The organism is Nocardia transvalensis NBRC 15921 (assembly GCF_000308875.1).
In the GTDB taxonomy this organism is placed as follows: domain Bacteria; phylum Actinomycetota; class Actinomycetes; order Mycobacteriales; family Mycobacteriaceae; genus Nocardia; species Nocardia transvalensis.
Genome location: NZ_BAGL01000069.1, coordinates 21,837 through 45,305, shown reverse-complemented (window position 1 = coordinate 45,305; position 23,469 = coordinate 21,837). Strand labels below are relative to the sequence as shown.

At 70.7% G+C, this 23,469-nt stretch carries 16 protein-coding genes; 6 read left to right on the top strand and 10 right to left on the bottom strand.

Translation table 11 applies throughout. The features are described 5' to 3' along the window. Positions 1 to 37: 37 nt before the first annotated feature. The 7 genes from ON41_RS25380 to ON41_RS25350 all read right to left on the bottom strand — a co-directional run bounded on the left by ON41_RS25380 (position 38) and on the right by ON41_RS25350 (position 12,007). On the bottom strand, positions 38 to 742 hold the full coding sequence (locus ON41_RS25380) for a PadR family transcriptional regulator (RefSeq protein WP_040750287.1): 705 nt from the start codon (positions 740 to 742) through the stop codon (positions 38 to 40). A gap of 183 nt (positions 743 to 925) precedes the next feature. Continuing rightward, positions 926 to 1,642, bottom strand: coding sequence for an AAA family ATPase (locus tag ON41_RS25375; protein WP_040750286.1), 717 nt, complete (start codon positions 1,640 to 1,642; stop codon positions 926 to 928). Positions 1,643 to 1,722: 80 nt separating this feature from the next. Then, positions 1,723 to 5,550: a multifunctional oxoglutarate decarboxylase/oxoglutarate dehydrogenase thiamine pyrophosphate-binding subunit/dihydrolipoyllysine-residue succinyltransferase subunit gene (locus ON41_RS25370; RefSeq protein WP_083905628.1), complete on the bottom strand. Its 3,828-nt coding sequence runs from the start codon at positions 5,548 to 5,550 to the stop codon at positions 1,723 to 1,725. 208 nt (positions 5,551 to 5,758) lie between these two features. Then, the gene (locus tag ON41_RS25365; protein ID WP_040750284.1) at positions 5,759 to 9,484 is read right to left on the bottom strand and encodes an ABC transporter ATP-binding protein; all 3,726 of its coding nucleotides are present in this window, start codon (positions 9,482 to 9,484) and stop codon (positions 5,759 to 5,761) included. 83 nt (positions 9,485 to 9,567) lie between these two features. Continuing rightward, positions 9,568 to 10,338 (bottom strand): ABC transporter permease, encoded by a 771-nt coding sequence (locus tag ON41_RS25360; protein ID WP_246460878.1) that lies wholly within the window; start codon positions 10,336 to 10,338, stop codon positions 9,568 to 9,570. A gap of 8 nt (positions 10,339 to 10,346) precedes the next feature. After that, positions 10,347 to 11,297, bottom strand: a complete 951-nt coding sequence (locus ON41_RS25355) for an ABC transporter ATP-binding protein (protein WP_040750282.1) — start codon at positions 11,295 to 11,297, stop codon at positions 10,347 to 10,349. Continuing rightward, positions 11,294 to 12,007 (bottom strand): membrane protein, encoded by a 714-nt coding sequence (locus ON41_RS25350; protein ID WP_040750315.1) that lies wholly within the window; start codon positions 12,005 to 12,007, stop codon positions 11,294 to 11,296. The genes ON41_RS25355 and ON41_RS25350 overlap by 4 nt, the downstream gene beginning before the upstream one ends. Positions 12,008 to 12,157: 150 nt before the next feature. Here ON41_RS25350 and ON41_RS25345 point away from each other — a divergent pair, with 150 nt between their 5' ends. Next, positions 12,158 to 13,039, top strand: a complete 882-nt coding sequence (locus ON41_RS25345; RefSeq protein WP_040750281.1) for a helix-turn-helix domain-containing protein — start codon at positions 12,158 to 12,160, stop codon at positions 13,037 to 13,039. After that, positions 13,036 to 13,461, top strand: coding sequence for a VOC family protein (locus ON41_RS25340; RefSeq protein WP_040750280.1), 426 nt, complete (start codon positions 13,036 to 13,038; stop codon positions 13,459 to 13,461). The genes ON41_RS25345 and ON41_RS25340 overlap by 4 nt, the downstream gene beginning before the upstream one ends. Positions 13,462 to 13,635: 174 nt before the next feature. On the opposite strand, the gene ON41_RS25335 is transcribed toward ON41_RS25340, so the two are convergent. Then, positions 13,636 to 14,661 (bottom strand): glutathione S-transferase family protein, encoded by a 1,026-nt coding sequence (locus ON41_RS25335; protein WP_040750314.1) that lies wholly within the window; start codon positions 14,659 to 14,661, stop codon positions 13,636 to 13,638. A 50-nt stretch (positions 14,662 to 14,711) separates the two neighbouring features. Between ON41_RS25335 and ON41_RS25330 the strand changes: the two genes are divergently transcribed. Both ON41_RS25330 and ON41_RS25325 read left to right on the top strand, forming a co-directional pair. Continuing rightward, complete coding sequence (locus tag ON41_RS25330; RefSeq protein WP_040750279.1) at positions 14,712 to 15,506, top strand: enoyl-CoA hydratase/isomerase family protein; 795 nt, start codon at positions 14,712 to 14,714, stop codon at positions 15,504 to 15,506. 125 nt (positions 15,507 to 15,631) lie between these two features. Further along, on the top strand, positions 15,632 to 16,867 hold the full coding sequence (locus ON41_RS25325; protein WP_040750278.1) for a class I adenylate-forming enzyme family protein: 1,236 nt from the start codon (positions 15,632 to 15,634) through the stop codon (positions 16,865 to 16,867). A 5-nt stretch (positions 16,868 to 16,872) separates the two neighbouring features. On the opposite strand, the gene ON41_RS25320 is transcribed toward ON41_RS25325, so the two are convergent. After that, the gene (locus ON41_RS25320) at positions 16,873 to 17,616 is read right to left on the bottom strand and encodes a tyrosine-protein phosphatase (protein ID WP_040750277.1); all 744 of its coding nucleotides are present in this window, start codon (positions 17,614 to 17,616) and stop codon (positions 16,873 to 16,875) included. Between the two features lie 388 nt (positions 17,617 to 18,004). Between ON41_RS25320 and ON41_RS25315 the strand changes: the two genes are divergently transcribed. After that, positions 18,005 to 18,484: a TetR family transcriptional regulator gene (locus tag ON41_RS25315; protein ID WP_246460876.1), complete on the top strand. Its 480-nt coding sequence runs from the start codon at positions 18,005 to 18,007 to the stop codon at positions 18,482 to 18,484. Between the two features lie 53 nt (positions 18,485 to 18,537). Next, positions 18,538 to 19,707, top strand: a complete 1,170-nt coding sequence (locus ON41_RS25310) for an alanine racemase (protein ID WP_040750313.1) — start codon at positions 18,538 to 18,540, stop codon at positions 19,705 to 19,707. 118 nt (positions 19,708 to 19,825) lie between these two features. Here the strand turns inward: ON41_RS25310 and ON41_RS25305 are convergent, their stop codons facing one another. Further along, positions 19,826 to 23,344: a bifunctional RecB family nuclease/DEAD/DEAH box helicase gene (locus ON41_RS25305; protein WP_040750275.1), complete on the bottom strand. Its 3,519-nt coding sequence runs from the start codon at positions 23,342 to 23,344 to the stop codon at positions 19,826 to 19,828. Between the last annotated feature and the right edge of the window lie 125 nt (positions 23,345 to 23,469).

Here is a 23,469-nt window from a genome sequence, read left to right as displayed (position 1 = left end):
GAGGGCGACACGGTGGAAGTTCGTTGGGCGGGGGCGGTCAGTGGTCGGCAGGGAGCACACCACCCTTCCGCAGTTCGGCGAGGACGTCGTCGGTGACCGCCGCGCCCCAGCCGTGACCGAGCTGGTCGTTGTCGGCGGGGAGGGAGGCGCGTGACCCGTCGGCGGTGAATTCCTCCCACTCCAGCGCACCGGATTCCATATCGACGGCGATGCGGCGCAGCCACACCAGTTCGGCGTCGAGCTGGCCGCGGAGGTATTCGATGACCATCCAGTAGCGCCGCGGGACCTGATGGGTGGTGAGCCAGTCGTGCAGGGCATCCAGTTCGGTGAGCTCGCCGTCCAGCACGCCGACGCGTTCGCGTATCAGCGCGACCACTTCGTCCTTCGGCAGGTTGTGTGCCTCGGACATGGCCAGCGGGAAGATCGGGAACTCGCGGATCGGGTGCCGGATGATGTCGGCGATCCGGGTGCGCAGCGCGGTGGTGCCGGGTTCGGTGATCCGGTAGGTGGTGCGTTCGGGGCGGTTGCCCGCCCGATCGGTACCCTCCGCGCGGACCAGTTCCTGCTCGGCCAGGCGCGACACCGTGTGATAGAGCGAGCCGGGGCGGATCTTGACCAGATAGTCCTCCCGGCGCTGCAGTAGCAGTTGATACATCTCGTACGGATGCATCGGCCGTTCCTCCAGCAGCGCGAGCACCGCCATCGCCAACGGCGTCAGCGTGGCACCCGGCTGCTTCTTCATGGTCGCGCTCCTTCGTCTCCCTCGCGACGCACCCTAACGGGGGCCGCCGACATCATCCACATCAAATATTCCACGCCGAATATACGGTGCGGAGGGCTTGCCGGGCAAGAGGGACGACGGTCGTCACAGGGGAGGACAGTCTTCGCGGCTCTCTCCCGTTTCCCGGCGTGCTTTCGGCCGGGATCACAGGTGGCGCAGGTACTGCTGTGGTGAGTCCAGGAAGGTGCGCCAATTGCGGACCATGTCGAGTTGCTCCCACTCGCGGTACTCGATGCCCTCGTCGGTGAGTTCGAGGATTTCGGCGTCCGGGCAGGCGGCCAGGAGGGGTGAGTGGGTGGCCATGATCACCTGGGAGCCCTCGGCGGCGAGATCGACCAGTACGCCGACCAGGGCGAGGCAGGACTGGAACGACAGCGCCGCCTCGGGCTCGTCGAGCAGCCAGAGTCCCTGTCCGACAGGGCGTTCGGCGACATAGCGCAGGAACGACTGGCCGTGCGAGAGTTCGGTCCAGGACGGGTCGGTATCGCGCACGCGCATCGCGTCCGCCCGTGCGAACAGGTTCACCATGGTTTCGGCGCGGAGGAATCCGCCGTTGGTCGGGCGCGGGTAAACGCCGTCGCAGCGCAGGTGATTCGCCAGATCGCTGTCGCCGGGGGAGCCGCCCGGCGCCCACATGTGGTCCTGCGCGTCGTGCATGCCGGACACCCAGCTGCGGGCGATCGCCTCTACCAGGGTCGACTTACCGACCCCGTTCTCGCCGACGATCACGGTCACCGGGTTCTCGAAAGTCAGCCCCTCGGAACAGAATTCGGCGATGGTGGGGATGTTCATGTACCACGAGGAGGGGTCGAAGCGCTCGGTGGGCGCGAACTCGATCCTGCGCAGCAGTAGGCCTGTCATCTCGAATCACCCGGGAACGGCGAAGGGCCGGATCCGCTTCTGGGGGAAGCGGATCCGGCCCTTCGCACTGTCGGCTGGTGTCAGGCGGTCGGGGAGAACGCCTCGGCGATGATTTCCGCCTGCTCGACGCCGTGGACCTTGCTCGAACCCGAGGAGGGGGCGGACATGGCGCGGCGGGAGATCCGGCGGAGGCGGGCGAACCGCTCCGGGAGGAACTCCGGCAGGTTCAGGCCGAAGAACGGCCAGGCGCCCTGGTTCGCCGGCTCCTCCTGGACCCAGGCCAGGTCGGTGGCGTTGGGGTAGGTCGCCAGCTTCTCGTTGAGGCGGTAGGACGGGATCGGATACAGCTGCTCGATCCGGACGATCGCCACGTCGTCGCGGTTCTTCTTGGCCTTCTCCGCGGCCAGCTCGTAGTAGAGCTTGCCGGAGGTCAGCAGGATCCGCTTGACCTTGTTGCGGTCGCCGTCGCCGCTCTCGTAGGTGGGCTCCTCGAGCACCGAACGGAACTTGGCGTCGGTGAAGTCCGAGACGTTGGAGACCACGGCCTTGTTGCGCAGCATCGACTTCGGGGTGAAGACGATGAGCGGACGGCGGATGCCGTCGAGCACGTGCCGGCGCAGCAGGTGGAAGTAGTTCGACGGGGTGGAGGGAACCGCCACCGTCATCGAACCCTCGGCGCACAGCTGCAGGAACCGCTCGATGCGACCCGAGGTGTGGTCCGGGCCCTGGCCCTCGTGGCCGTGCGGCAGCAGCAGCACGACCTCCGACAGCTGGCCCCACTTGGCCTCACCGGAGGAGATGAACTCGTCGATGATCGACTGCGCGCCGTTGACGAAGTCGCCGAACTGCGCCTCCCACAGCACCAGCGCGTCCGGATTGCCCAGCGAGTAGCCGTATTCGAAGCCGACCGCGGCGTATTCGCTCAGCGCCGAGTCGTGCACCGCGAACCAGCCCGGGTTGGCGCTGCCGATGTTGTGCAGCGGCGTGTACTCCGCGCCGGACTTGCGGTCGATGACCACCGAGTGCCGCTGCGTGAAGGTGCCGCGGCGGGAGTCCTGACCGGTCAGGCGGACCGCGCGGCCCTCGTCGATCAGCGTGCCGAAGGCCAGCAGCTCGGCGAAGGCCCAGTCGACCTTGCCCTCGTAGGCCATCTCGCGGCGGCGGTCCAGCACGGGCTTGACGCGCGGGTGCACGCTGAAGCCCTCGGGCACGTCGACGAAGGCGTCGCCGATGCGCTGGAGAACGGACTTGTCCACGGCCGTGACGACGGTGCCGGGGACGGTCTGCTCCTCCTCGACCGATTCGCTCGGCTCCGGGATGTACTTCTCCAGCTCCCGGACCTCGTTGAAGACGCGCTCCAACTGGCCCTGGTAGTCACGCAGGGCGTCCTCGGCCTCCTTCATGGAGATGTCACCGCGGCCGATCAGGGCCTCGGTGTAGGACTTGCGGACGCTGCGCTTGGTGTCGATGACGTCGTACATGTACGGCTGGGTCATCGACGGGTCGTCGCCCTCGTTGTGGCCGCGGCGCCGGTAGCAGATCAGGTCGATCACGACGTCCTTGTGGAACCGCTCGCGGTAGTCCGTCGCCAGCCGCGACACCCAGGTGCACGCCTCCGGATCGTCGCCGTTGACGTGGAACACGGGGGCGCCGATGAACTTCGCGATATCCGTGGAGTACTCGGTGGAGCGGCTGTTCTCCGGCGCGGTGGTGAAGCCGATCTGGTTGTTCACCACGATGTGCACGGTGCCGCCGACGCGGTAGCCGCGCAGGCCCGACATGTTCAGCGTCTCGGCGACCACACCCTGGCCGGCGAAGGCCGCGTCACCGTGCAACATCAGCGGCACGACCGAGAAGGTGCGCGCCTCCTCGCCCTTGGTGACCAGGTCCTCCTTGGTGAGCAGGTCCTGCTTGGCGCGGACCAGACCCTCCAGCACCGGGTCGACGGCCTCGAGGTGCGACGGGTTGGCGGTCAGCGACACCTCGATGTCGTTGTCGCCGAACATCTGGATGTAGGTGCCGTGCGCGCCGAGGTGGTACTTCACATCGCCCGAGCCGTGCGTGGCGGCCGGGTTCATATTGCCCTCGAACTCGGTGAAGATCTGCGAGTACGGCTTGCCGACGATGTTGGCGAGCACGTTCAGGCGGCCGCGGTGCGGCATGCCGATGACGACCTCGTCGAGCCCGTGCTCGGCGCACTGGTCGATGACGGCGTCCATCATCGGGATGACGGTCTCCGCGCCCTCCAGCGAGAAGCGCTTCTGGCCGACGTACTTGGTCTGCAGGAAGGTCTCGAAGGCCTCGGCCGCGTTCAACCGGCTCAGGATGTACTTCTGTTGCGCGACGGTCGGTTTCGCGTGCTTCTGCTCGACGCGCTCCTGAATCCACTGCAGCTGTTCGGGATCCAGGATGTGGGTGTACTCCACGCCGATGTGGCGGCAGTACGCGTCGCGCAGCAGCGACAGCACGTCGCGCAGCTTCATCCGCTCCTGGCCGTGGAAGCCCGCGACGTTGAATTCGCGGTCGAGGTCCCACAGGGTCAGGCCGTGCTGGGTGACGTCGAGGTCGGGGTGGCTGCGGAACTTGTCCTTCACCAGCCGCAGCGGGTCGGTGTCGGCCATCAGGTGCCCGCGGCTGCGGTAGGCGGCGATGAGCTCCTGCACGCGGACGCTCTTGTCGACGCCGCGCTCCTTGATGTCCTTGCGCCAGCGCACCGGCTCGTAGGGGACACCCATGCCGTGGAAGATCTCGTCGTACAGCTCGTCGGAGATCAGCAGCTGGTGGATGGTGCGCAGGAAGTCGCCGGACTCCGCGCCCTGGATGATGCGGTGGTCGTAGGTCGAGGTCAGCGTCATCAGCTTGCCGATGCCGATCTCGGCCAGCTGCTGGTCGCTCATGCCCTGGAACTCGGCCGGGTACTCCATCGCACCGGCGCCGACGATGGCGCCCTGGCCCGGCATCAGGCGCGGCACCGAGTGGTTGGTGCCGATGGTGCCCGGGTTGGTCAGCGAGATGGTGACGCCGGAGAAGTCCTCGGCGGTCAGCTTGCCGTCGCGGGCGCGGCGGACGATGTCCTCGTAGGCGGTGTGGAACTGCGCGAACGTCATGGACTCGCAGTTCTTGATGGCCGCGACGACCAGCGTCCGGTTGCCGTTCTTGCCGGGCAGGTCGATCGCCAGGCCCAGGTTGGTGTGCGCGGGGGTGACCGCGTTCGGCTTTCCGTCGACCTCGGCGAAGTGCCGGTTCATATTCGGGAAGGCCTTGACCGCCTGCACGATCGCGTAGCCCAGCAGGTGGGTGAAGGAGATCTTGCCGCCGCGGGTGCGGGCCAGGTGGTTGTTGATGACCAGGCGGTTGTCGATCATCAGCTTCGCCGGGATCGCGCGCACGCTGGTCGCGGTCGGGATGGTCAGCGAGGCCGACATGTTCTTGACGATGGCGGCGGCCGGACCACGCAGCACCTTCGACTCGTCGGCGGCGGGCTCGGACTTCGGGGCGCCGGTGGTGGGCGCGGCGTTCGAGGCCGGAGCCGGCGTGGTCTGGGGCGTGCGGGCCTGCGGCGGGGCCGCGGCGGAGGAGGACGGTGCGTTCACCTTCGGCGCGGGCGAAGCGGCGGCGGGGGCCACGGTGGCCGCGGGGGCGGGCGCCGGAGCCGGAGCGGGCGCGGCGGCAGGCGTCGGGGCGGCGTTGGTCGTCGGGGCCGCCGGGGTCGGATTAGCGTCAACACCCACCCGACCCGAGCTGTTGGTCTCACTCGTCGTTTCCGGCGTGTAGTCGGCCAGGAACTCGTGCCAGCTCTCATCGACGGACGACGGGTCTTGCTTGTACTTCTGGTACATCTCGTCGACTAGCCACTGGTTCTGTCCGAACTGGGATGTTGAACTGCTCACAGCAGGTGTTCGCCTCATTTCGTTCTTCGCGCTGCGACGTTTGTGACGTGCTCGGCACGGGTAATCGGCGTGATGCGTGCCGATGCGCCCTTTCTGATGTTAGGCCCAGGCCCGGTAGCGCGCCCCACGGCGGCCTCCGCGGGTTTCTTCGGATTACGCAAACTTTTGCTCCCGTCCCCGTGGCGCCTGCTGTGAGGCCGTCCGACGTCTACCGGACAGACCTACCTCATATATGTGACGACCCGTCCACAGATGAGAATATTCCTTCCTCGGACCGTGCCGCCGACCACAGTCGGGAATAGATTCCCCCAGCTGCGACAAGCTCGTCGTGCGTGCCCGTCTCGGCGACGCGCCCATGGTGCACGACGGCGATGCGGTCGGCGCGCGCGGCGGTCGCCAGCCGGTGCGCGACGATCACCGCGGTGCGGCTGCGCGCGGTGCCGGCGCGCACCAGCGACCGGCTCGCCGCCAGGACCTTCTCCTCGCTGTCCGGATCGAGCACGGCGGTGGCCTCGTCCAGCAGCAGCAGGTCCGGGTCCACGAGTTCCGCGCGGGCCAGCGCGATGAGCTGGCGCTGCCCGGCAGACAGCCCGCGACCGCCTTCGCCTACCGGTTGCCGCATACCGTGCGGCAGGCCCGCGATCATGTCCCGGGCCCCGACGGCCGCGGCGGCCCGCTCGATCTCCGCGGGGCCGGCGGACGGATTCCCGAATGCGATATTGCTCGCGACATCACCGGTGAACAGGTGCGCCTCCTGCGGGACCGTGCCGAGGCGGCCGCGGTAGTCGGCGAGGCGATAGTCGCGGATATCGATACCGTCGACGCGGATCGAATCGTCGCCGTCACGGGGCAGATCGTAAAGGCGCGCAAGTAATTTCACGATCGTGGATTTACCCGCGCCGGTTTCGCCGACGAGGGCCAGCGTCGTGCCCGCCGGAATATGCAGTGAAACGCCGTCCAGGGCAGGGAATTTCGCGTCCTGGTACTGGAAGCTCACCGACGAGAAGGTGACCTCGCCGCGCAGCCGGTCGGTGACAGGGGCCGCGTCCGGAGGGTCGGGGGTGATCGAGGACGGCGTGTGCAGCAGGGCCTCGATCCGCCGCAGCCCGACCCGGGCCTGCTGGTATCCGTCGAACACCTGCGACAGCTGCATGATCGGGCTGAACAGCAGGCCGAGGTAGAGCACGAAGGCCACCAGGGTGCCCGCGGTGGTGGTGCCGTGCGCGACCTCGCGCGCGCCGACGTACACCACCGCCGCCTGCGCCAGATCGGCCCAGGCGATGACGAAGGCGAAGTACAGCGCGATGGCCCGCTGGGCGCGCAGCCGGGCGGTGCGGTAGGCGTCGGAGTAGGCGGTGAAGCGGCGGGCGGATTCGGGTTCGTGGCGGTAGGCCTGGGTGGCGCGCAGGCCGGCGACGTTCTCCTGGAAGTCGGCGTTGACGGTGGCCACCCGCTCGCGCGAGGCGGAGTAGGCGGCCGCGGACACCCGGCGGAATATCAGCGTCGCGCCGATCAGCGGCGGCAGGGTGGCGAAGACGATCACGGCCAGGCCGGTATCGATCAGCAGCAGCGCCACCGCGATTCCCGCCGCCGTGCCGATGCTGATCAGGGCCGTGCCCAGGCCGGTCTGCAGGAATGTCGACAGCGCGTCGATATCGGTCGTCATCCGGGTCATGATGCGGCCCGAGAGTTCGCGCTCGTAGTAGTCGAGTCCGAGGCGCTGCAGGTGGGCGTAGCTGCGCACGCGCAGCCCGTAGAGCACTCGCTCGCCGCCGCGGGCGGACAGCAGCGTGCCCAGCGCCTCGTCCAGCCAGCTCAGCACCACCAGCACGGTGCCGGCGATCGCCGCGATCGCCAGCACCCGCGCGCTGCCCGCGGCGACGCCGTCGTCGAGGGCGTAGCGGGTCAGCGCCGGGAACGCCACGCCGATGGCGGCATCGGCGGCCAGCAGGGCCACCACCGCGAGTAGGAGCCATCGGACGGGTGTGAGCAGCCGGATCAGCCGGAAGTCCGGCTCCGGCTGTTCCAGGGCGCGATCGTCCAGCCCCGGCCGCTCGGTCGCGGCGGGGAGCCGGGCGAGGTCGTCACGCATCTCCGGGGGAATATCGGTGTCCGTGCTCGCCGTCCCGGAACCGTCGGTGCCCGTCTCGTGCGGCGATCGGATGCCGGAAGCGGCGTCGGAGCTGTGCGGGATGTCGCCGGCGTCGGAGCCCTGCCAGATATCGGTGGTGTCGGGTGTGGGTGGGGCGGGGAGGCGGATGATGCGGTCGGCGTGGGCGAGGGTGGATTCGCGGTGGGCGAGGATGAGGGTGGTGCGGCCGGGGTGGGCGGCGCCGGTGAGGGCGTCGAAGATGGCGGCCTCGGTGACGGCGTCCACCGCGGAGGTGGCGTCGTCGAGGATCAGGACGCGGGGGTCGGCCAGGAGGGCGCGGGCGAGGGCCAGGCGCTGGCGCTGGCCGCCGGACAGGGTGAGGCCGCGCTCGCCGACCACGGTGTCGTAGCCGTCGGGTAGTTCCCGGATGAAACCGTCGGCGGCGGCGAGCTCGGCCGCGCGACGGATGTCCTCGGGTGTGGCGCCCGGATTTCCCAGGGCGATATTGGCGGCGACGGTGTCGGAGAACAGGAACGGCTCGTCGAAGACGACACCCACCGCGCCCCGCAGATCGGATGCGCGCAGATCGGCGATATCGACCTCGTCGGAGCGCTCACCATCTCCGGACGCGTCGCTCGAGGCATTGCCACGCAGCAGGATTCGGCCCGCGTCGGGGGTGAACAGGCGGGGCAGCAGCAGCGCGAGCGTGGACTTCCCCGAACCGGCGGGGCCGATGATCGCCACCGTCTCACCGGGCCGGATCGACAGGTCGACATCGCGCAGGACCGGGCGGTCGGGATCGAAACCGAAAGTGACCGACCGTAATTCGACTCCCAGCGGGCCGCCGGGCAGCGGGCGCGGATCGGGCGGATCGGTATCGGCGGGGGCGCTGTCGATGACCTGGTAGACGCGTTCGGCGGCCGCACGGGTCAGCTGCGCCATGACGATCACGTTCGACACGATGCGGGTGCTGGAGGACAGCATGGTCACGTAGGCGGCGAAGGCGAGGAAGGTGCCCACGCCGATCGTGCCGTGCAGCGCCAGGGTTCCGCCCAGCGCGATCACCACGACCATGCCGAGTTGCGGGATCGCCGCCACCGTCGGGGCGAACCGGGAGTCGATGCGGGCCGCGCGCATGCGCTCGGCGTAGAGGTCGCGGCCGTGGCCCTCCAGCAGGCGGACCATCCGGCCCTCCTGCCCGAACCCCTTCACCACGCGGACGCCGGTCACGGTCTCCTCGACGTGCTGGGCCAGGTCGGCCGCCCGCTGCTGCGCGGACCAGGTGGCCGCGTGCAGCAACGGCCGGACCCGGTACACCACCAGCCCGAGCGCGGGCACCGTCAGCAGCGCGACGACCGCCAGCAGCGGCGACAGCACCAGCATCACGGCGGCGGCCAGCACGAAGATCAGCAGCGAGGCCGCCGACAGCGGCGCCATCGCCAGCAGTCCCTGAACCAGTTGCAGATCGGTGATCGACCGGGAGACGACCTGCCCGGTGCGCAGCGCGTTCTGCCCCGGGCCGTCGTAGCGGTGCAGCGCGGTCAGCAGCGCGACGCGGATCTCGTGCTGCACGGTCAGCGCCAGCCGACCGGCGAACCACCGCCGCCCGAACGCCGTGGCGAACCGGGCCACCGCCAGCAGCACCAGGACCACCGCGATCGCGCCGATCGCGCGCATATCGCCGACCCGGGCGCTGTCGAGCGCGTGCTTGGCCGCCAGCGGCGCCGCCACCTCGGCCAGCGCGCCGCCCGCCACCGCCGCGATGGTCCCGGAGAGCAGTCCGGGATGCGCTCGGCACGCGGCCCAGAGCCGGCGGATCCAGCCGGGGCTGCGGTGTGCGGTTGTCTCGGTGTCGATCATGGCGATTCGACGTTACCGACGCGGGGTGACACCTTCGTATTCCGCGACCCCGTCCGGCGGGGGCGGCTGTCCGGTCCGGAGGCTCAGATCTCCCGCTGGCGCAGGAACCACCACGCGCCGGCGCCCGCAGCCGCCGCCCACGCCACGAGCACCACGACCGAGGCCGCGCTCGGCGGCAGGAACGGGCTCTTCGGGAACGAGTCCACGGCGACCGTGCCGACCGTGGCCGACCCCGGCAGCAGCACCGCGACACCCGGAATTCCGGCGCCTTTCAGGACCAGCCACAGCAGCGGTTCGATCACGATCAGCCAGCCCGCCATCGCGGCGAGCGCGGGCACCGCCGAGCGCAGCAGCAGGCCCAGGCTCGCGCCGATCACGCCCCAGCAGATCGCCGCGAGCAGACCGCCGCCGAACACGCCGACCAGCCGCATCCCGAATTCGATCTTGTCGCGTCCGAAGGCGGCCAGTCCGAGGGCCGCGCCGACCTCGGCGGCCAGCGCGAGCAGCAGCGAATAGGCCGCGGTGACAGCGAGTTTGGCGCCGCACAGCAGGTCGCGGTCGGGGGTGAACAGCGCGGTGAGCGGCATGCTCCGGTAGCGGTACTCGCCGCCCGCCCCGAGGGCCGCGAAGGCGGCGGAGGCGACGAGGGCGGCCACGATCCCGAGATAGAGCCCGATACTCGCCGTCCCCGTCGCGAGCGTCTCGTTCTTCTGCGGTTCGGTGCCCGTGATCGCCGTGACGGCGGCGGCCACGAAACCGATCGCCGCGCAGGCCACGAGCAGCAGCCAGCCCGCCCGTAGCGTGGTGATCTTGCGGATCTCGGTGGTGGCGGCCCGGCTCGCGTCCGTGGGCACGGTGAGGATCATGGTGGCGTCCCGTAGGGCATCGGAGGGGCGGTCGGGGGAGGCGCGGGCGCGGTGCGGGTGAGCGCGGCGAGCACCCGGTCCGGATGCACCGGCTCGGGGATCAGCTCGGTGAGCTGCACGCGGGCCGTGCTGGCGGCGTTCTCGATCTCGGTCCGGGACGCTTCCGCGACCGCCAGCCGGCCGTCGGCGCGCATCACGGTATCGGTGAAACCGTGGGCGGCCAGCGTCGTCGCCAGCGCGATCGGGCTGGACGCGCCGACGATCAGCCGGTCCGGATGGCTGCGCCGCAGCCGCCGCGGACTGCCCTCGTACACCACCGCGCCGCCGCCCAGCACGATCAGCTGATCGGCGATCGGCAGGACCGCGGCCAAACTCTGCGAGGTCAGCAGCGTGGCGCCGCCGCGGCGGGCATGGCCGCGCAGGTAGTCGCCCAGCCAGGCGCGCTCGCCCGGGTCCAGGCCCTCGACCGGATCGTCGAGCACCAGCAGCGGCGGATCGCCCAGCAGCGCGGTCGCCAGCGCGAGGCGGGTGTGCGCGCCGACGGGCAGGGCGCGGACCGGTTCGCGGGCGACGGCGCCCAGGTTGGTCAATGCCAGCAGCGCGTCGACCCGGTCGTCGGAGACGCCCGCGGCGGCCGCGTAGACCCGCAGATGGTCACGCGGCGATCGGGCCGGATGCTGGCCACGCGGCTGCGGCATCGCCCCCACCGGGCGCGCGGCGCGATGCGCCCCGGAGCCGGGCCCGCCGATCGAGGCGCTGCCCGCGGTCGGCGGCAGCAGTCCGAGCAGCATCCGCAGGATCGTGGTCTTGCCGGAGCCGGGCGGGCCGACCAGGGCGGCGGTGGCGCCGGCCGGCACGCTGAAGCTCACCTCGCGCACGGCGTGCACGCCCTCGAAGCGCTTGCTCAGCCCGGTGACGGCGAAGGCGAGCGGACGAGCCGCCGTCATCGCGCCTCGCCGGACTTGCGGTCCAGCTCCGGCAGCGGGTCGGCGTCGATCACCAGCGGGCCGGGCCAGGTGGCCGGTGCCGGCCCGAATGCCTTGCGCGCGTTGGTGATCGTGCTCTTGCCGAGGGCGCGGTTACCGAAACCGCCCACCGCCGCGCCGATTCCGGCGGGCAGCACCTTGCCGAACATGAGCGCGCTGCGCTTGGCGATGAACTGCACGACGAACCGCTTCATCAGCGAATCGTTCATATTGCGGATGCCCGGAATCTGGTCGGCCAGCAGCGTGCCCCAGTTCTTGGCGGAGTGGCCGACGTTCTTCTCGACGATGTCCATACCGCTCTCGCCCAGCACCACCGCGAGCACCAGCGCCCGGCGGCGCTCCTTGTCCTCCGGCGCGATGCCGTGCACGGCCGCCACGGCCAGGGTGAAGACCGCCGACGCCTCGAGGAAGAAGGTGGTCTCCGCGCTCATCGCCGCGAGCGCCGTGATGGTGCCCACGCCGGGCACGGCGGCGGTGGCGCCGACCGCGGTGCCGCTGCCGGTCACCGTGGTGAGGTAGATGCGCTCCAGCCGCCCGACGATCTGCGCCGGGCTCTCGCCCGGATGCGCGCGCCGGTACCGGTCGACGTATTTGGCGACAGCGGGCGCCTGTAGTTGCGCCCCGTTGTCGAGCAGTGCCTTCACCGCCTTTTCCGCACCGCCCTTGAACATGAACACCCTCCGTATGGTTCGGTCTGTCTCCATTGATAGTGCATGGAGTCCTGCTTTGCGACGGTGATCGGCCGCCGGGGCCGTTCGCGTCGCGGGTTCCGGAAACGAACGCCGTAGTGGGCGGGTTCCCCCGGGAGTTACCGTTGAACTGTGAGTGGTGTCTCCGAGGGCGCCGGGGGGCTGCCGGATCCGCGGCTGCGGGCATTCGTCCGCGGCTACGAAGGGTATCGGCTGCGCGGGTTCGAGCCGGGGACGCATGTCGGGATGCCGGGCACCGTCCTCACCGTGATCGTCACGATCGACGAACCGCTGTGGCTCCCGGTCTCGCCGCATCCGCAGCAGGGGCCGGGGCACTGGGAGACCATCGCCAGCGGCCTCACCGTGCGGCCCTGCACGATCGCGCACAGCGGCTTCCAGCACGGCATCCAACTCGCGGTGACGCCGCTGGGCGCGCGGGCGCTGCTCGGGGTGCCCGTGGCCGAACTCGGGTCGTGGGTGATCGATCTGGCCGATTTGGTCGGCGCCGACGCCCGCGAACTGCGCGAGCGGATCTCGGCCACCGACGACTGGTCCCGGCGCTTCGCGATCATGGACGAGATCCTGCTGCGCCGGGCCGCCGAGGCCGCCATCGACGCGAATCTGTGGCGGGCGTGGCAGTTGCTCACCGCCGGCTCCGGGCAGGCCCGGGTCGGCGAGGTGGCCGCCGATATCGGCTGGAGCAGGCGGCATCTCGCCGGCCGGTTCGCCGCCGAATTCGGGATCACGCCCAAGGACGCCGCGCGGCTGGCCCGGTTCCAGGCCTCGCACCGGCTGCTGCGGTCGGTCGTCTCCGAGCCGGGTGCGCCGAAGCCGTCGCGGACGGCGGTGTCGATCGCCGGGGTCGCCGCGTCCGTCGGGTACTACGACCAGGCGCATATGGCGCGGGAGTGGCGCGAGCTGGCGGGTATGCCGCCCTCGACCTGGCTGGCGCGCGAGCAGTTCCCATTCGTCCAAGCCGTGCCGCCCGCGCCGCTGGAAGGCTCGTCGCCATGACCGAGACAACCAGCGAAACCAGCACTACCGTCACCCGCACCGCCGCGCCGCTGTGGCCGACGTTCGTCTATCGCGACGCCCCCGCGGCGATCGAATTCCTCCGCACCGCATTCGGTTTCGTCGAGCGCGCCCGCTACGACAACGGCGCGATCGTCGAACACGCCGAACTCGGCTGGCCGGGCGGCGGCGGCATCATGCTCGGCTCCCAGCGCGAGGGCATGGCCCTGTGCGACCAGCCGCCGGGCGTCGGATCCGTCTACGTCGTCATCGACAACCCCGACGAGATGTACGAGCGCGCGAAGGCCGCGGGCGCCACCATCACCCGCGAACTGCGCGACGAGGACTACGGCTCCCGCGGCTTCACCTGCCGCGACCCCGAGGGTGTGTATTGGAGCTTCGGCACCTACGCGGGTACCGAATAGGTAGCGACTCTCCCCCCATTTTCCGGCACGCTTTTGGCCGGAATCCACCGGTTGCTGAGAGTGGATCCCGGCCAAAAGCGTGCCGGGAAACAGGGTGGTGTTGTGCCGGGAAACAGGGTGGTGTCGTGCCGGGAACGGGGTGGTGTCGTGCCGGAGTGCGAGGCCGGGGTGGCGTCAGGCGGGGGTGTGGCCTGCCGGGACCCGTTCCCCGTCGCGGGGTGGCGGGGGAGGGGTGCCGTCGCCGAAGGGGCGGCCGCCCAGTTTTTCGCGGCCGTGGGGGGTGAGCCAGTCGGAGAGGTCCGGGCCCTTGGGGACTATGCCGGACGGGTTGATGTCGGCGTGGACGATGTAATAGTGCTGCTTGATCTGGGTGAAGTCGATCGTGTCGCCGAAGCCGGGGGTCTGGAACAGGTCGCGGGCGTAGGCCCAGAGGACCGGCTGCTCCGACAGCTTCTCGCGGTTGCATTTGAAGTGGCCGTGGTAGACCGGGTCGAAGCGGGCCAGGGTGGTGAACAGCCGGACGTCGGCCTCGGTGATGGTGTCGCCCACCAGGTATCGCTGAGTCGCCAGCCGCTCCGACAGCCAGTCCAGGGCCGTGAAGAGGCGGTCGTAGGCGGCCTCGTAGGCGTCCTGTGCGCCGGCGAAGCCGCAGCGGTAGACGCCGTTGTTGACCTCGGTGTAGACGCGGCGGTTGACCTCGTCGATCTCCGCGCGTAGCGCCTCGGGGTACAGCTGCGGCGCGCCCGGGCGGTGGAACTCCGTCCACTCGGTGGAGAAGTCCAGGGTGATCTGCGGGTAGTCGTTGGTGACCACCTGCCCGGTCGGCACGTCCACGACCGCGGGGACGGTGATGCCGCGCGGATAGTCGGGGATGCGTGCGAAGTACGCGTCGCGCAGGAAGTGGATGCCCAGGACCGGATCCACCTCGCCCGGGTCGAGATCGAAGGTCCAGCTGCGCTTGTCGTGGGTCGGGCCGCACAGGCCGAGCGAGATCGCGTCCTCCAGCCCGAGGAGGCGGCGCACGATCAGCGTCCGGTTCGCCCACGGGCAGGCGCGGGCCGCGACCAGGCGATATCGCCCCGGCTCCACCGGGTAGCCGTCGCGGCCGTCGGCCGTGATCCGGGTGGTGATGTAGTTGGTGTCCCGCTTGAATTCGCCGGGTTCGATGTAGGTGGCGCTGCCGGTCGACGAGGTGCTCACCACCCCATGTTCGCAGATCGGACCGACACAGCACGCGATACATTCGGCCGATGAGCGATTCGAAACCCACCCGCCTGGAACGCGCCGCCACCGACAAGGGGGCGCAACTCGCCGTCCTCACCATCGACAACCCGCCGCTGAACCTGTTCGACCAGGCGCTGATGGAGTCGCTGGCCGACGATATCGCCGCGCTGAGCGCCGATCCGCCGCGCGCGTTGCTGATCCGTGCCGAGGGCAAGGTCGTCTCGGGCGGCGTGGATGTCCACGTATTCGCCGGGTTGTCGGTCGAGGAGGGCGCCGAGCTGTGGCGCCGGTTGTTCGCGCGGATCATTCATCCGCTGGAGGCACTGCCGTGCCCGGTGGTGTTCTCCGCGCACGGGCTGTGCCTGACCGCCGCCTTCGAGATCGCGCTGGCCTGCGACATCCTGGTCGCCGGATCGACGGCGAAATTCGGCCTGGTGGAGACGGTGGTCGGCCTGACCCCGTCGATGGGCGGCCCGCAGCGGCTGGCCGAGCGCGCCGGATCCGGCCGGGCCCGCGAGCTGGTGATGACCGGCGACCTCTACGGCGCGGGTGAACTGGCGGAGTGGGGCGTGGTCAACGCCGTGCACGAGGACGTCGACACCGCAGCCCGCGAACTCGCCGCCCGGCTGGCCGACGGTCCGACCCGCGCGCACGCGGCGACCAAGCAGATCGTGGCGGCCTGGCGCTCCGGCGGTGTGGCGCACGCGGATTCGGTGACCCCGCAGGTGTCGGGTGAGCTGTTCGACACCGCGGATCTGCGGGGCGGTGTCGCGAGCTTCCTGGAGGTCGGGCCCGGAAAGGCCACCTACACCGGGCAATGACGCGCGGCGCCCCCTCCGGCCGCCGGGGTACCGGTGCGGACACGTTTGCCGACTATCCGCCCACGTTTGTGATGTGCGTCATATAGTCACAGGTGCCTGCCGGATCGAGGCGCTCGGAGGGGCCCATGGCACAGATGTTGGTCGAATACCCGCACACGCGAAACCCGCGGAGCGACAACCCTCTTGCCCGTGGCGCCGACGGAGTTCTGCGGTACGGCAACCTGAATCCGGCGCTCACCGAGCTGCTCGACGTTCAGGTGCATGCCTTTTCGGGTCGCGAGGCGGTCGTCGAGATCGGCGGCCCGCGGCTGACCTACCGGCAGCTGTGGCACTCCGCCTCGCGAATCGCCGGCGGTTTGCAGGAACACGGCATCGGCTACGGCGACCGGGTCGCGGTCCGGATGCCGGTGGGCGCGCGCTGGATCGAGGCATTCCTCGGCGCGCTGCTCTCGGGCGCGGTGCCGGTCCTGGTGCAGGACGGGCTGCCCGACGACGACGCGGCCCGCGTCATCGCCGACAGCCGCGCGGATTTCGTCCTGGGCGGCAGCGAGTGCGCCGAATTCCCCGACGGCGCGGCGTTCATCGACGACGGCGCCTCGCTGAGCGAACTGGCCCTGCTGTGCTACACCAGCGGCGTGGCGGCCTCGGATGTTCCGGTCCGCCCGCGGGGCGTGGAGTTGACCAACGAGAACCTGCTGTCGGCCGTCCGGTCGATGGTCGGCGCCCTGGATCTGCCGACCGAGGGCCTGCGCAACCTGGTGCTGCTGCCGCTGGCGCACGCCAGCGGATGCGTCGACCAGTTGCTGCCGACCTTCGCCGTCGGCGGCACGGTGGTGCTCGTCCCCGATCCGGCGCTGGTCGCGGAAACCATTGTGGCCGAACGCATCGACATGGTCGCGGCCACGCCGCGCATCTACGCCGGCCTGCTGCCCGAACTGGCCGGGCTGCGGGCCGAGGGGGTGCGGCAGGTGTGCAGCGCGGGCCATCGCACCGAACTGGCCTCGACCGATCCGGGCACCTCGGAGGTGGTGGCCAACGCGCTGCGCGAGGTGTTCCCGCTGGCGCGGCAGTGGTCGGTATGGGGCGCCACCGAGACCAGCGGTATCGGCCTGGCCCTCGCCGATGTGGGCGAGCCGCTCGCCCGCGATCTGCTCGGCTTCCCGTTCGGCGGGACCGAGCTGGCGCTGTGGGGGCCGCGCGCGGCCGCGGGCCACGGTGAGCTGCTGTGCCGCGGCCCGAACGTCGCCCCGCGCTACTGGGACGATCCGGAGACCACCGAATCCCGCTTCACCGGCTCCTGGTTCCACACCGGCGACCAGGTCGACATCGATGCGGACGGTCTGGTCCACCGCGCGCAGTAAGCCGGTTACTCGAGCAGGCGGTCGCGGAGGCCGTCGCGGAGTTCGCCGGTCAGGCCGATCGAACCCAGGTAGCCCTCGAGGCTGCCGTACAGCGCGTACATCGAATCCGTGCCCGCGGCGAGATAGTCGGGTGCAACGCCGAGCACATCGAGCGGAAGGGTCGCCCGGCCGCCGGAATTGCGGGCCACGTCGTCGCGCAGCGCGTCGACGGCGTCATTGCTGAGCAGGTAGTCCTCGAGCAGATCGGTCTCGCTGACGCCGACCGCCCGCAGCAGCGTGGCGATCGCCCAGCCGGTGCGGTCCTTCCCCGCGGCACAGTGCACCAGCACCGCGCCGTCGCCGCGGACCAGCGAATTCGCGATCGCGGTGATGGCGACGCCGGCCTCCGGCATGGCCGGAAAGGACCGGTAGACCTGCAGCATCTCCTGCCAGGGCTCGTCGTGCACGACCTCGTGCGGCGGCTTCTCGCCGATGCGCGAGTCGAACGGGGTGTTCGCCAGCCGCACGCTCGGCGGGACCAGATCGGTGCCGAGATGCCTGATCTCGTCGGGCCCGCGGAGGTCGTGAACGGTGGATACGCCCAGTTCGGCGAGTGTCTCGAGGCCGGCCGAGTCGACCCGGCACAGCTGTGCCGACCGCAGCAGTACGCCGGTGCGGACACGTAATCCACTCTCGGTGCTCGGCCCGCCGACATCGCGGTAGTTGAAGGTTCCGGAAATGAGGTACTGATCAGGGCGCGCCACAGTCACCTCTCCAGGCTATCGACGGGCCGGTATCTCCCGGGTGTCGTTCGTCGATCGAAGCGGCGAAGCTGTGACGTCGCGCGTGTTGTGTGATCTGCCACAGCGGGGCGGCGCGGCCGGCGGTGAACGCGTAGAGTCTTGTCGGTTACGGGGTTGTGACCGTGCCCGACGATCTCTGTCAGATTTCGACAGAGTCCCGGAGGGGTAACAAAACATTCTTTCAGTCTGGAAACACCGATTGAAGCTGGTCACGATCCCCGGAAAACCTCTACCATTGATGGTTGTTGGACGGGTCGACCGGGTTGGTGCTCGGGGCGATCAGTGAGGATCTGCAACCCGTTGTGCGAGCCGCGCAGTCGAGGTGCGCGCGTTCTTTCGCCCGAGGGAGTCGTCGTTGAGCGCTAGTGGAGAAATGGTCGAGGCGCGACCTCGCCCGGCCGTAGTGGCGGCCGTCGAACAGGCGGCCGACGCCATCGACTGCAGCGGCACGCGTGCGCTGCGGGTACTTCTGCATGCCGGTGTCAGCGCGCTGTGGCCGGCCATCAAGGCGGCGCCGCAGAAACAGATCCGCACCTACGAGTCGACGATCGCGGCACTGCGCAGGCGGTGGGCCGATCGCACCGATCCGGTGGCCGATCCGGCCGTGGCCCGCCTGTTCCGCGATCTGGACGCCGAGGTCGGCGCCTTCCTGCAACTGTGCGCCGACCGGTCGCGGACCGAATGGCTGGAGCCGGTCGAGGCGATCGCCGCCTACGCGGTGGCCGTCATGCAGGGCACGGTCCTGCGCTGGCTGGCCGACTGTGACGACGAGACGACGCTGGTCGTCCTGGATGATCTGGTCTCGAGCCTGTCCACCAAGGCCGTCGACCTCTGACGTAAAGCTGGACGAGTGACCAGTTGCGTGGTTGAGTGGACTGCGTGACGGATCTGTCGCCGATCGCCGGCCTGCATTCGGCCACCGCGGATCTGGATCCGCCGCTGGCCGCCCTCGATCTCGCCGCGCTGCGCGCCAACGCCGCCGACTTGGTGCGCCGGGCCCGCGGGGTTCCGATCCGGGTGGCCAGTAAGTCGGTGCGCTGTCGTGCGGTCCTCGAGGAGGTGCTGGGCTCCGGGCTGACCGCGTCCGGGGGATTCGCCGGCATCATGTCCTATTCGCTGCGCGAGGCCGTCTGGCTGGCGCGCCAGGGCGCTCGCGACATCCTGCTGGGCTATCCGACCGTGGACCGGGCCGCGCTGGCCGAACTGGGCGAGGACGAGACACTGCGCGAGGCCGTCACGCTCATGGTCGACGATCCGGCGCAGCTGGATCTGATCAAGACCGCCGTCGGCAGCGAGCGGGTGGCGCCGCGGATCTGCCTGGACGTGGACGCGTCGCTGCGCATCGGCCCGCTGCACCTGGGCGTGCGCCGCTCGCCGGTCCGGACGCCCGAGCAGGCCGAGCGGCTGGCCCGCCTCGCGACCGAGCGCGGTTTCCGGGTGGTCGGCCTCATGACCTACGAGGCGCAGATCGCCGGGCTGCCCGATACCAATCCCGCGGTGCGCCTGGTGAAACGGGCCTCGGCCGCGGAGATCGGCAAGCGGCGCGCGCTGGTGCTGGACGCGGTGCGGTCGGTGACCGGCGCGCTGGAGATCGTCAACAGCGGCGGCAGCGGTTCGATCGAGGTGAGCGTCGCGAGTCCCGGCGTCACCGAGGTGACTGCGGGTTCGGGGCTGTATGTGCCGACGCTGTTCGACGGCTACCGCGCCTTCACGCCGCGGCCCGCCCTGTTCTTCGCCCTGCCGGTGCTGCGCCACCCGGCCCCGGGCATCGCGACCGTCTTCGCCGGTGGGTACATCGCCTCCGGCCCCGCCGGGAAGTCCCGGGTGCCGAAGCCCGTGTGGCCCAAGGGGTTGCGGCTCATCGGGACCGAGGGTGCGGGTGAGGTGCAGACGCCGCTGACGGGGGTCGATGGCCTTGCCGTGGGTGACCGCGTCTGGTTCCGGCACGCCAAGGCCGGGGAGCTGTGTGAGCGCTTCGATCACGTGCAGGTCGTGGATGCCGACGGTACGCGGGTGACGGTGCCGACCTATCGCGGTGAGGGGCAGAATTTCGGATAGCGTTGTGTGGCTGGAGTTTCCGGCCAAAAGCGTGCCGGAAACAAGGTGGGCCTCGTGCCGGAAACAAGGTGGGGCCTCGTGTCGGAAACAGGTAGGGCCTGAGGGCCTTTCGGGTTGGTTACTGCGACATCAGGTCGAGGAAGGCCGCGAGGTCGGAGAGTTGGTCGGGGTTTTCGGGGAGGTATTCGGTGAGGAGGGGGGAGTGGACGACGAGGGCGCTCCACAGGGCTCGGGAGACGACCGTGGTGAGCCAGTGGCGTGAGATGAGGGTGTCGATGCCGTGGGGGGCCTCCGCGGGGGAGGAGGTGGTCATGGAGACCAGGACCACGGCGGCCTCGCGGCCCGCGAAGCGTTCGGCGGTGCCGACCACGACGTCCTCGATTCGCGCGCGCGACAACAGGGTTCGGATGCGCGCTGCCTGGGCGTGATAGGGCGTGACCACGAGGATGTCGTGCGGGTGCAGCCGCCGCGTCACCGCGCCCTGCCGCCAGGGCAGGCCCAGCAGCGCGCGCACCCGGCGCACGATCTCGCGGGCCTCCTCCGCGGATTCGGTGCCGTTGCCGTGGTGTTCGACCGGCACCGGCCGCACGCCGGGGGAGACGCCCTCGAGATCGCGGGCGAGGGTGACGGTTTCGGTGGACCGCAGCCGTCCGCCGTAGCGCAGCCGGGACACCGGTTCGCACAGCCGCGGATGCATGCGCCAGGTGCGGTCGAGGAAGTAGCCGAATTCCGGTGGCAGCGTGGCATTCCCGCCGACCAGCCGTCCGAGCGCCGATTCGTGCACCGGTTCGGGGTGGGCGCCGTGCGCGGGCAACGGCGCGGGATCGCCGACCAGCAGCAGATTGCGCGCGCTGCCGGCCACCGCGACCGCGTCGGCCAGCGGGAAATGCCCCGCGTCGGCGACCACCAGCAGATCGAGACTGCCGGGCTCGACCCGCTCGGCATCGGCGAAATCGGTGGGCAGCCCGCCGATCACACACCCGTTGACGGCGTTGTCGAGGAAGCGCGGATAGCGAGCGGGATCGATGACCAGCCACTCCGGCGCCACCGCGCGCGCCTCGGACTTCGCCACCAGCTCCGGCAGCACCCCGATCCGCACGAGCGCGTCGAGCACCTCCTCGACCGCCCAGTGCGATTGCGCGACCACGCCGACGCGCCACTTGTAGCGCGTCACAAGGCGTTCGATCACCCGGGCCGCGGTATCGGTCTTGCCGGTGCCCGACGGCCCCTGGACCGCGACGCAGGAATCGTCGAGATCCAGCACGGCGGCGGTCACGGCGGCGGCGTGGTCGCCGAACACCTCGGGCAGCGCCTCGGCCGTCCGCAGCCGCGGCGGGCGGCGCAGCAGCAGATCGAACGCCGCCGTCGCCGGAATCTCCGGCAGCGTCATCAGCAGGTGGTGGGCGGTGGATTCCAGTGCGCCCTCGATGTTCTCGTCGCGGCCGGGAAGTCCGGGGACGATCGCGACCGGCATATCGTCGTACGGCGCGCAGCCCTCCGGCAGCAGTTCCTCGACGCGCACGGCGTCGTCGAAGTTGTCGTCCAGTGCGCAGCCGAGCACGGTGGCGCGGGCGGTCGCGCGCCGTCCGGGCACGGCCCGCATCCCGGGCACCGGACGGTCGTAGAGCGTGAGGACGGCGGTCCCCGGCGGCGGCGCGCTGCCGGTGCCCAGCCGCCCGGTGAGCTTCAGATAGCGGCGCATCGGCCCGTGACCGGTGCTGTGCCATTTGGTGTCGACCGTGCCCCAGTCGGCCGCGAGAACGCCCGGGGTGTCGGCCCATTCGGCGATCGGCCGGTGCAGACGGTCGGCGTGCGCCCAGTGCAGTGGCTGCCGTTCGCGCCGCCGGTAGCCGAGCGCGGCCGACATGAGCGCGGCGGCGCGCCGGGCGGGGGTGCGCGTCCCGGTGGCCTGCGTCGCCTCCGGATCGGACGCCTCCGCCGTGTCGTCGAAGGCGAATTCGCGCAGCGCCGCCTCGACCGCCGCCGGTGACTCCGGTGGCGTATCGCGGGCGGCGGTCGCGGTCGGGACGCCGTGTTCGGCGGCCAGCTCCCGCAGCCGGTCGCGCAGCCGGACGACCCGCCCGCACTCGGCCTCGAGACCCGTGTCCGCGACGGCCGACCCGAGCAGGCCGCCCAGATCGCCCAGCGCGTAGGACCGTTCGCCGACGACCAGGGCCGACCGCACGATCGGATACAGATCCGTGAGGGCGGCGAGCAGGTCGTCGGAGACCTCCTCGTCGGCCCCACAGCGGGCGCACAGGTCGGCCACGAGCGGCCGGGCGGGCGAACGGTAGTGGTAGATGCGCAGTTCGGGATGCTGGTCCTGGCGTTCGGCCAGGAATTCCAGCAGCGCCGCCGGATCGTCGTGCAGGCCGAAGGCGTGGAACAGGATCGCGGCGGTGTCCTCACCCTCCTCGGGCGCGCGCGCCGGCAGTACCGCGACACCGACCACGGCGGGCGGTGTGCCCGCGACGGTCAGGAAGACGTCGCCGGGCGAGGGCGCGGGCAGCGCGGACAGCGCCTCCGCATTGATCACCGCGTGCATCGGCTCGCCGGTGCGCTCGCTCCGCAGCTGCATATCGGCCTGCCGGCGCAGCGCCGAGAACGTCCGGGCGGCGACCCGGGTCACCGCGGCATCGGCGTGTGCCAGCCGGTCGACGGTCGTGATGCCGGCGTCGCGCAGCTGGGCGCGCACCGCCGGTCGCATGCCCGCCACCAGCAGCAGATCGCGGCCCGCCACCAGTTCCGCGGTGCAGGTGGCGCAGCGACCGCACGCCAGGTACCGGCGGTCGCCCCACTGCACGGGCAGCAGTTCGTTCTGTTTGTATTCGACGATCGTGAACAGCCGCCGTCGCCGCGCCCGGTACACCCGCGCCGCCTCGGCGAGCGGATGCTCCGACCACGAGCCGTCCGGATGCCGGACCCGCAGCACCGGATCCACCCGCAGCCCCGCGGCCCGCAACCCGTCCGCGCAGGCGGCGAGTTCCATGAGCGTCGCGATCGGCGAGTCGGCCCGCGCCGAGCCGTACAGGGAGTAACAGGGCGGTCCGGCGATTCCGGCCGCGAGCGTGAACGCCGCCGGGACGGCCGGGCCGTGGCTCTCGGCCGGTTCGGCTGTGTCGGCGAACGAGCAGCTCAGCGCGTCGCCGTCGACGACCCGGCCCTGCCAGCGGTGATCGATCGCCGCGCTGTCGGACCAGTCGCTCGGGAACAGCGGGGCGGCCGGGGCGTCGTCGGAAGGCGTTGCCGGGCAGTCGGTTCGCGCCGGGTCGTCGGCGGGCCGGCTGTCGGTGCGGACCAGCGCCGCGCATCGGGCGGCGAAGGAGCCGTCGAAGAAGGTCGCGCCCTCGATCGCGGGCGCGGCGGCGCGCAGCGCGGCAACGGTCCGCTCGTGGGCCTCGCGCAGCGCGGCGACGGTCTCCCGCGCGCCGCCCGCCCCGGGTTCCTCGACGCGGACGACGTCCTCGCCGGGCAGGTCGATCCGGGCGTATTCGGCCAACAGCGCATCCGCGCCGGTACCCACCGGCGCGACCAGTCCCAGTTCGGCGTCGAGCGCGCGCAGCGGGGCGAACTCGCAGCGCGCCGCCGCCACCAGATCACCGGTGCTGCACACGACACGATCACCGACCAGAATCAAACGCGGCCCTCCTGCGCCTCGGACACCCGCACCCGGCCGTCGCCTTCTTCGTGCCGAGTCGCGCCTCAGCGTAATCAGTCGAGGTAGAACGGCGTGGCGTGAGGGGGGCGTGTCGTCGTATGGTC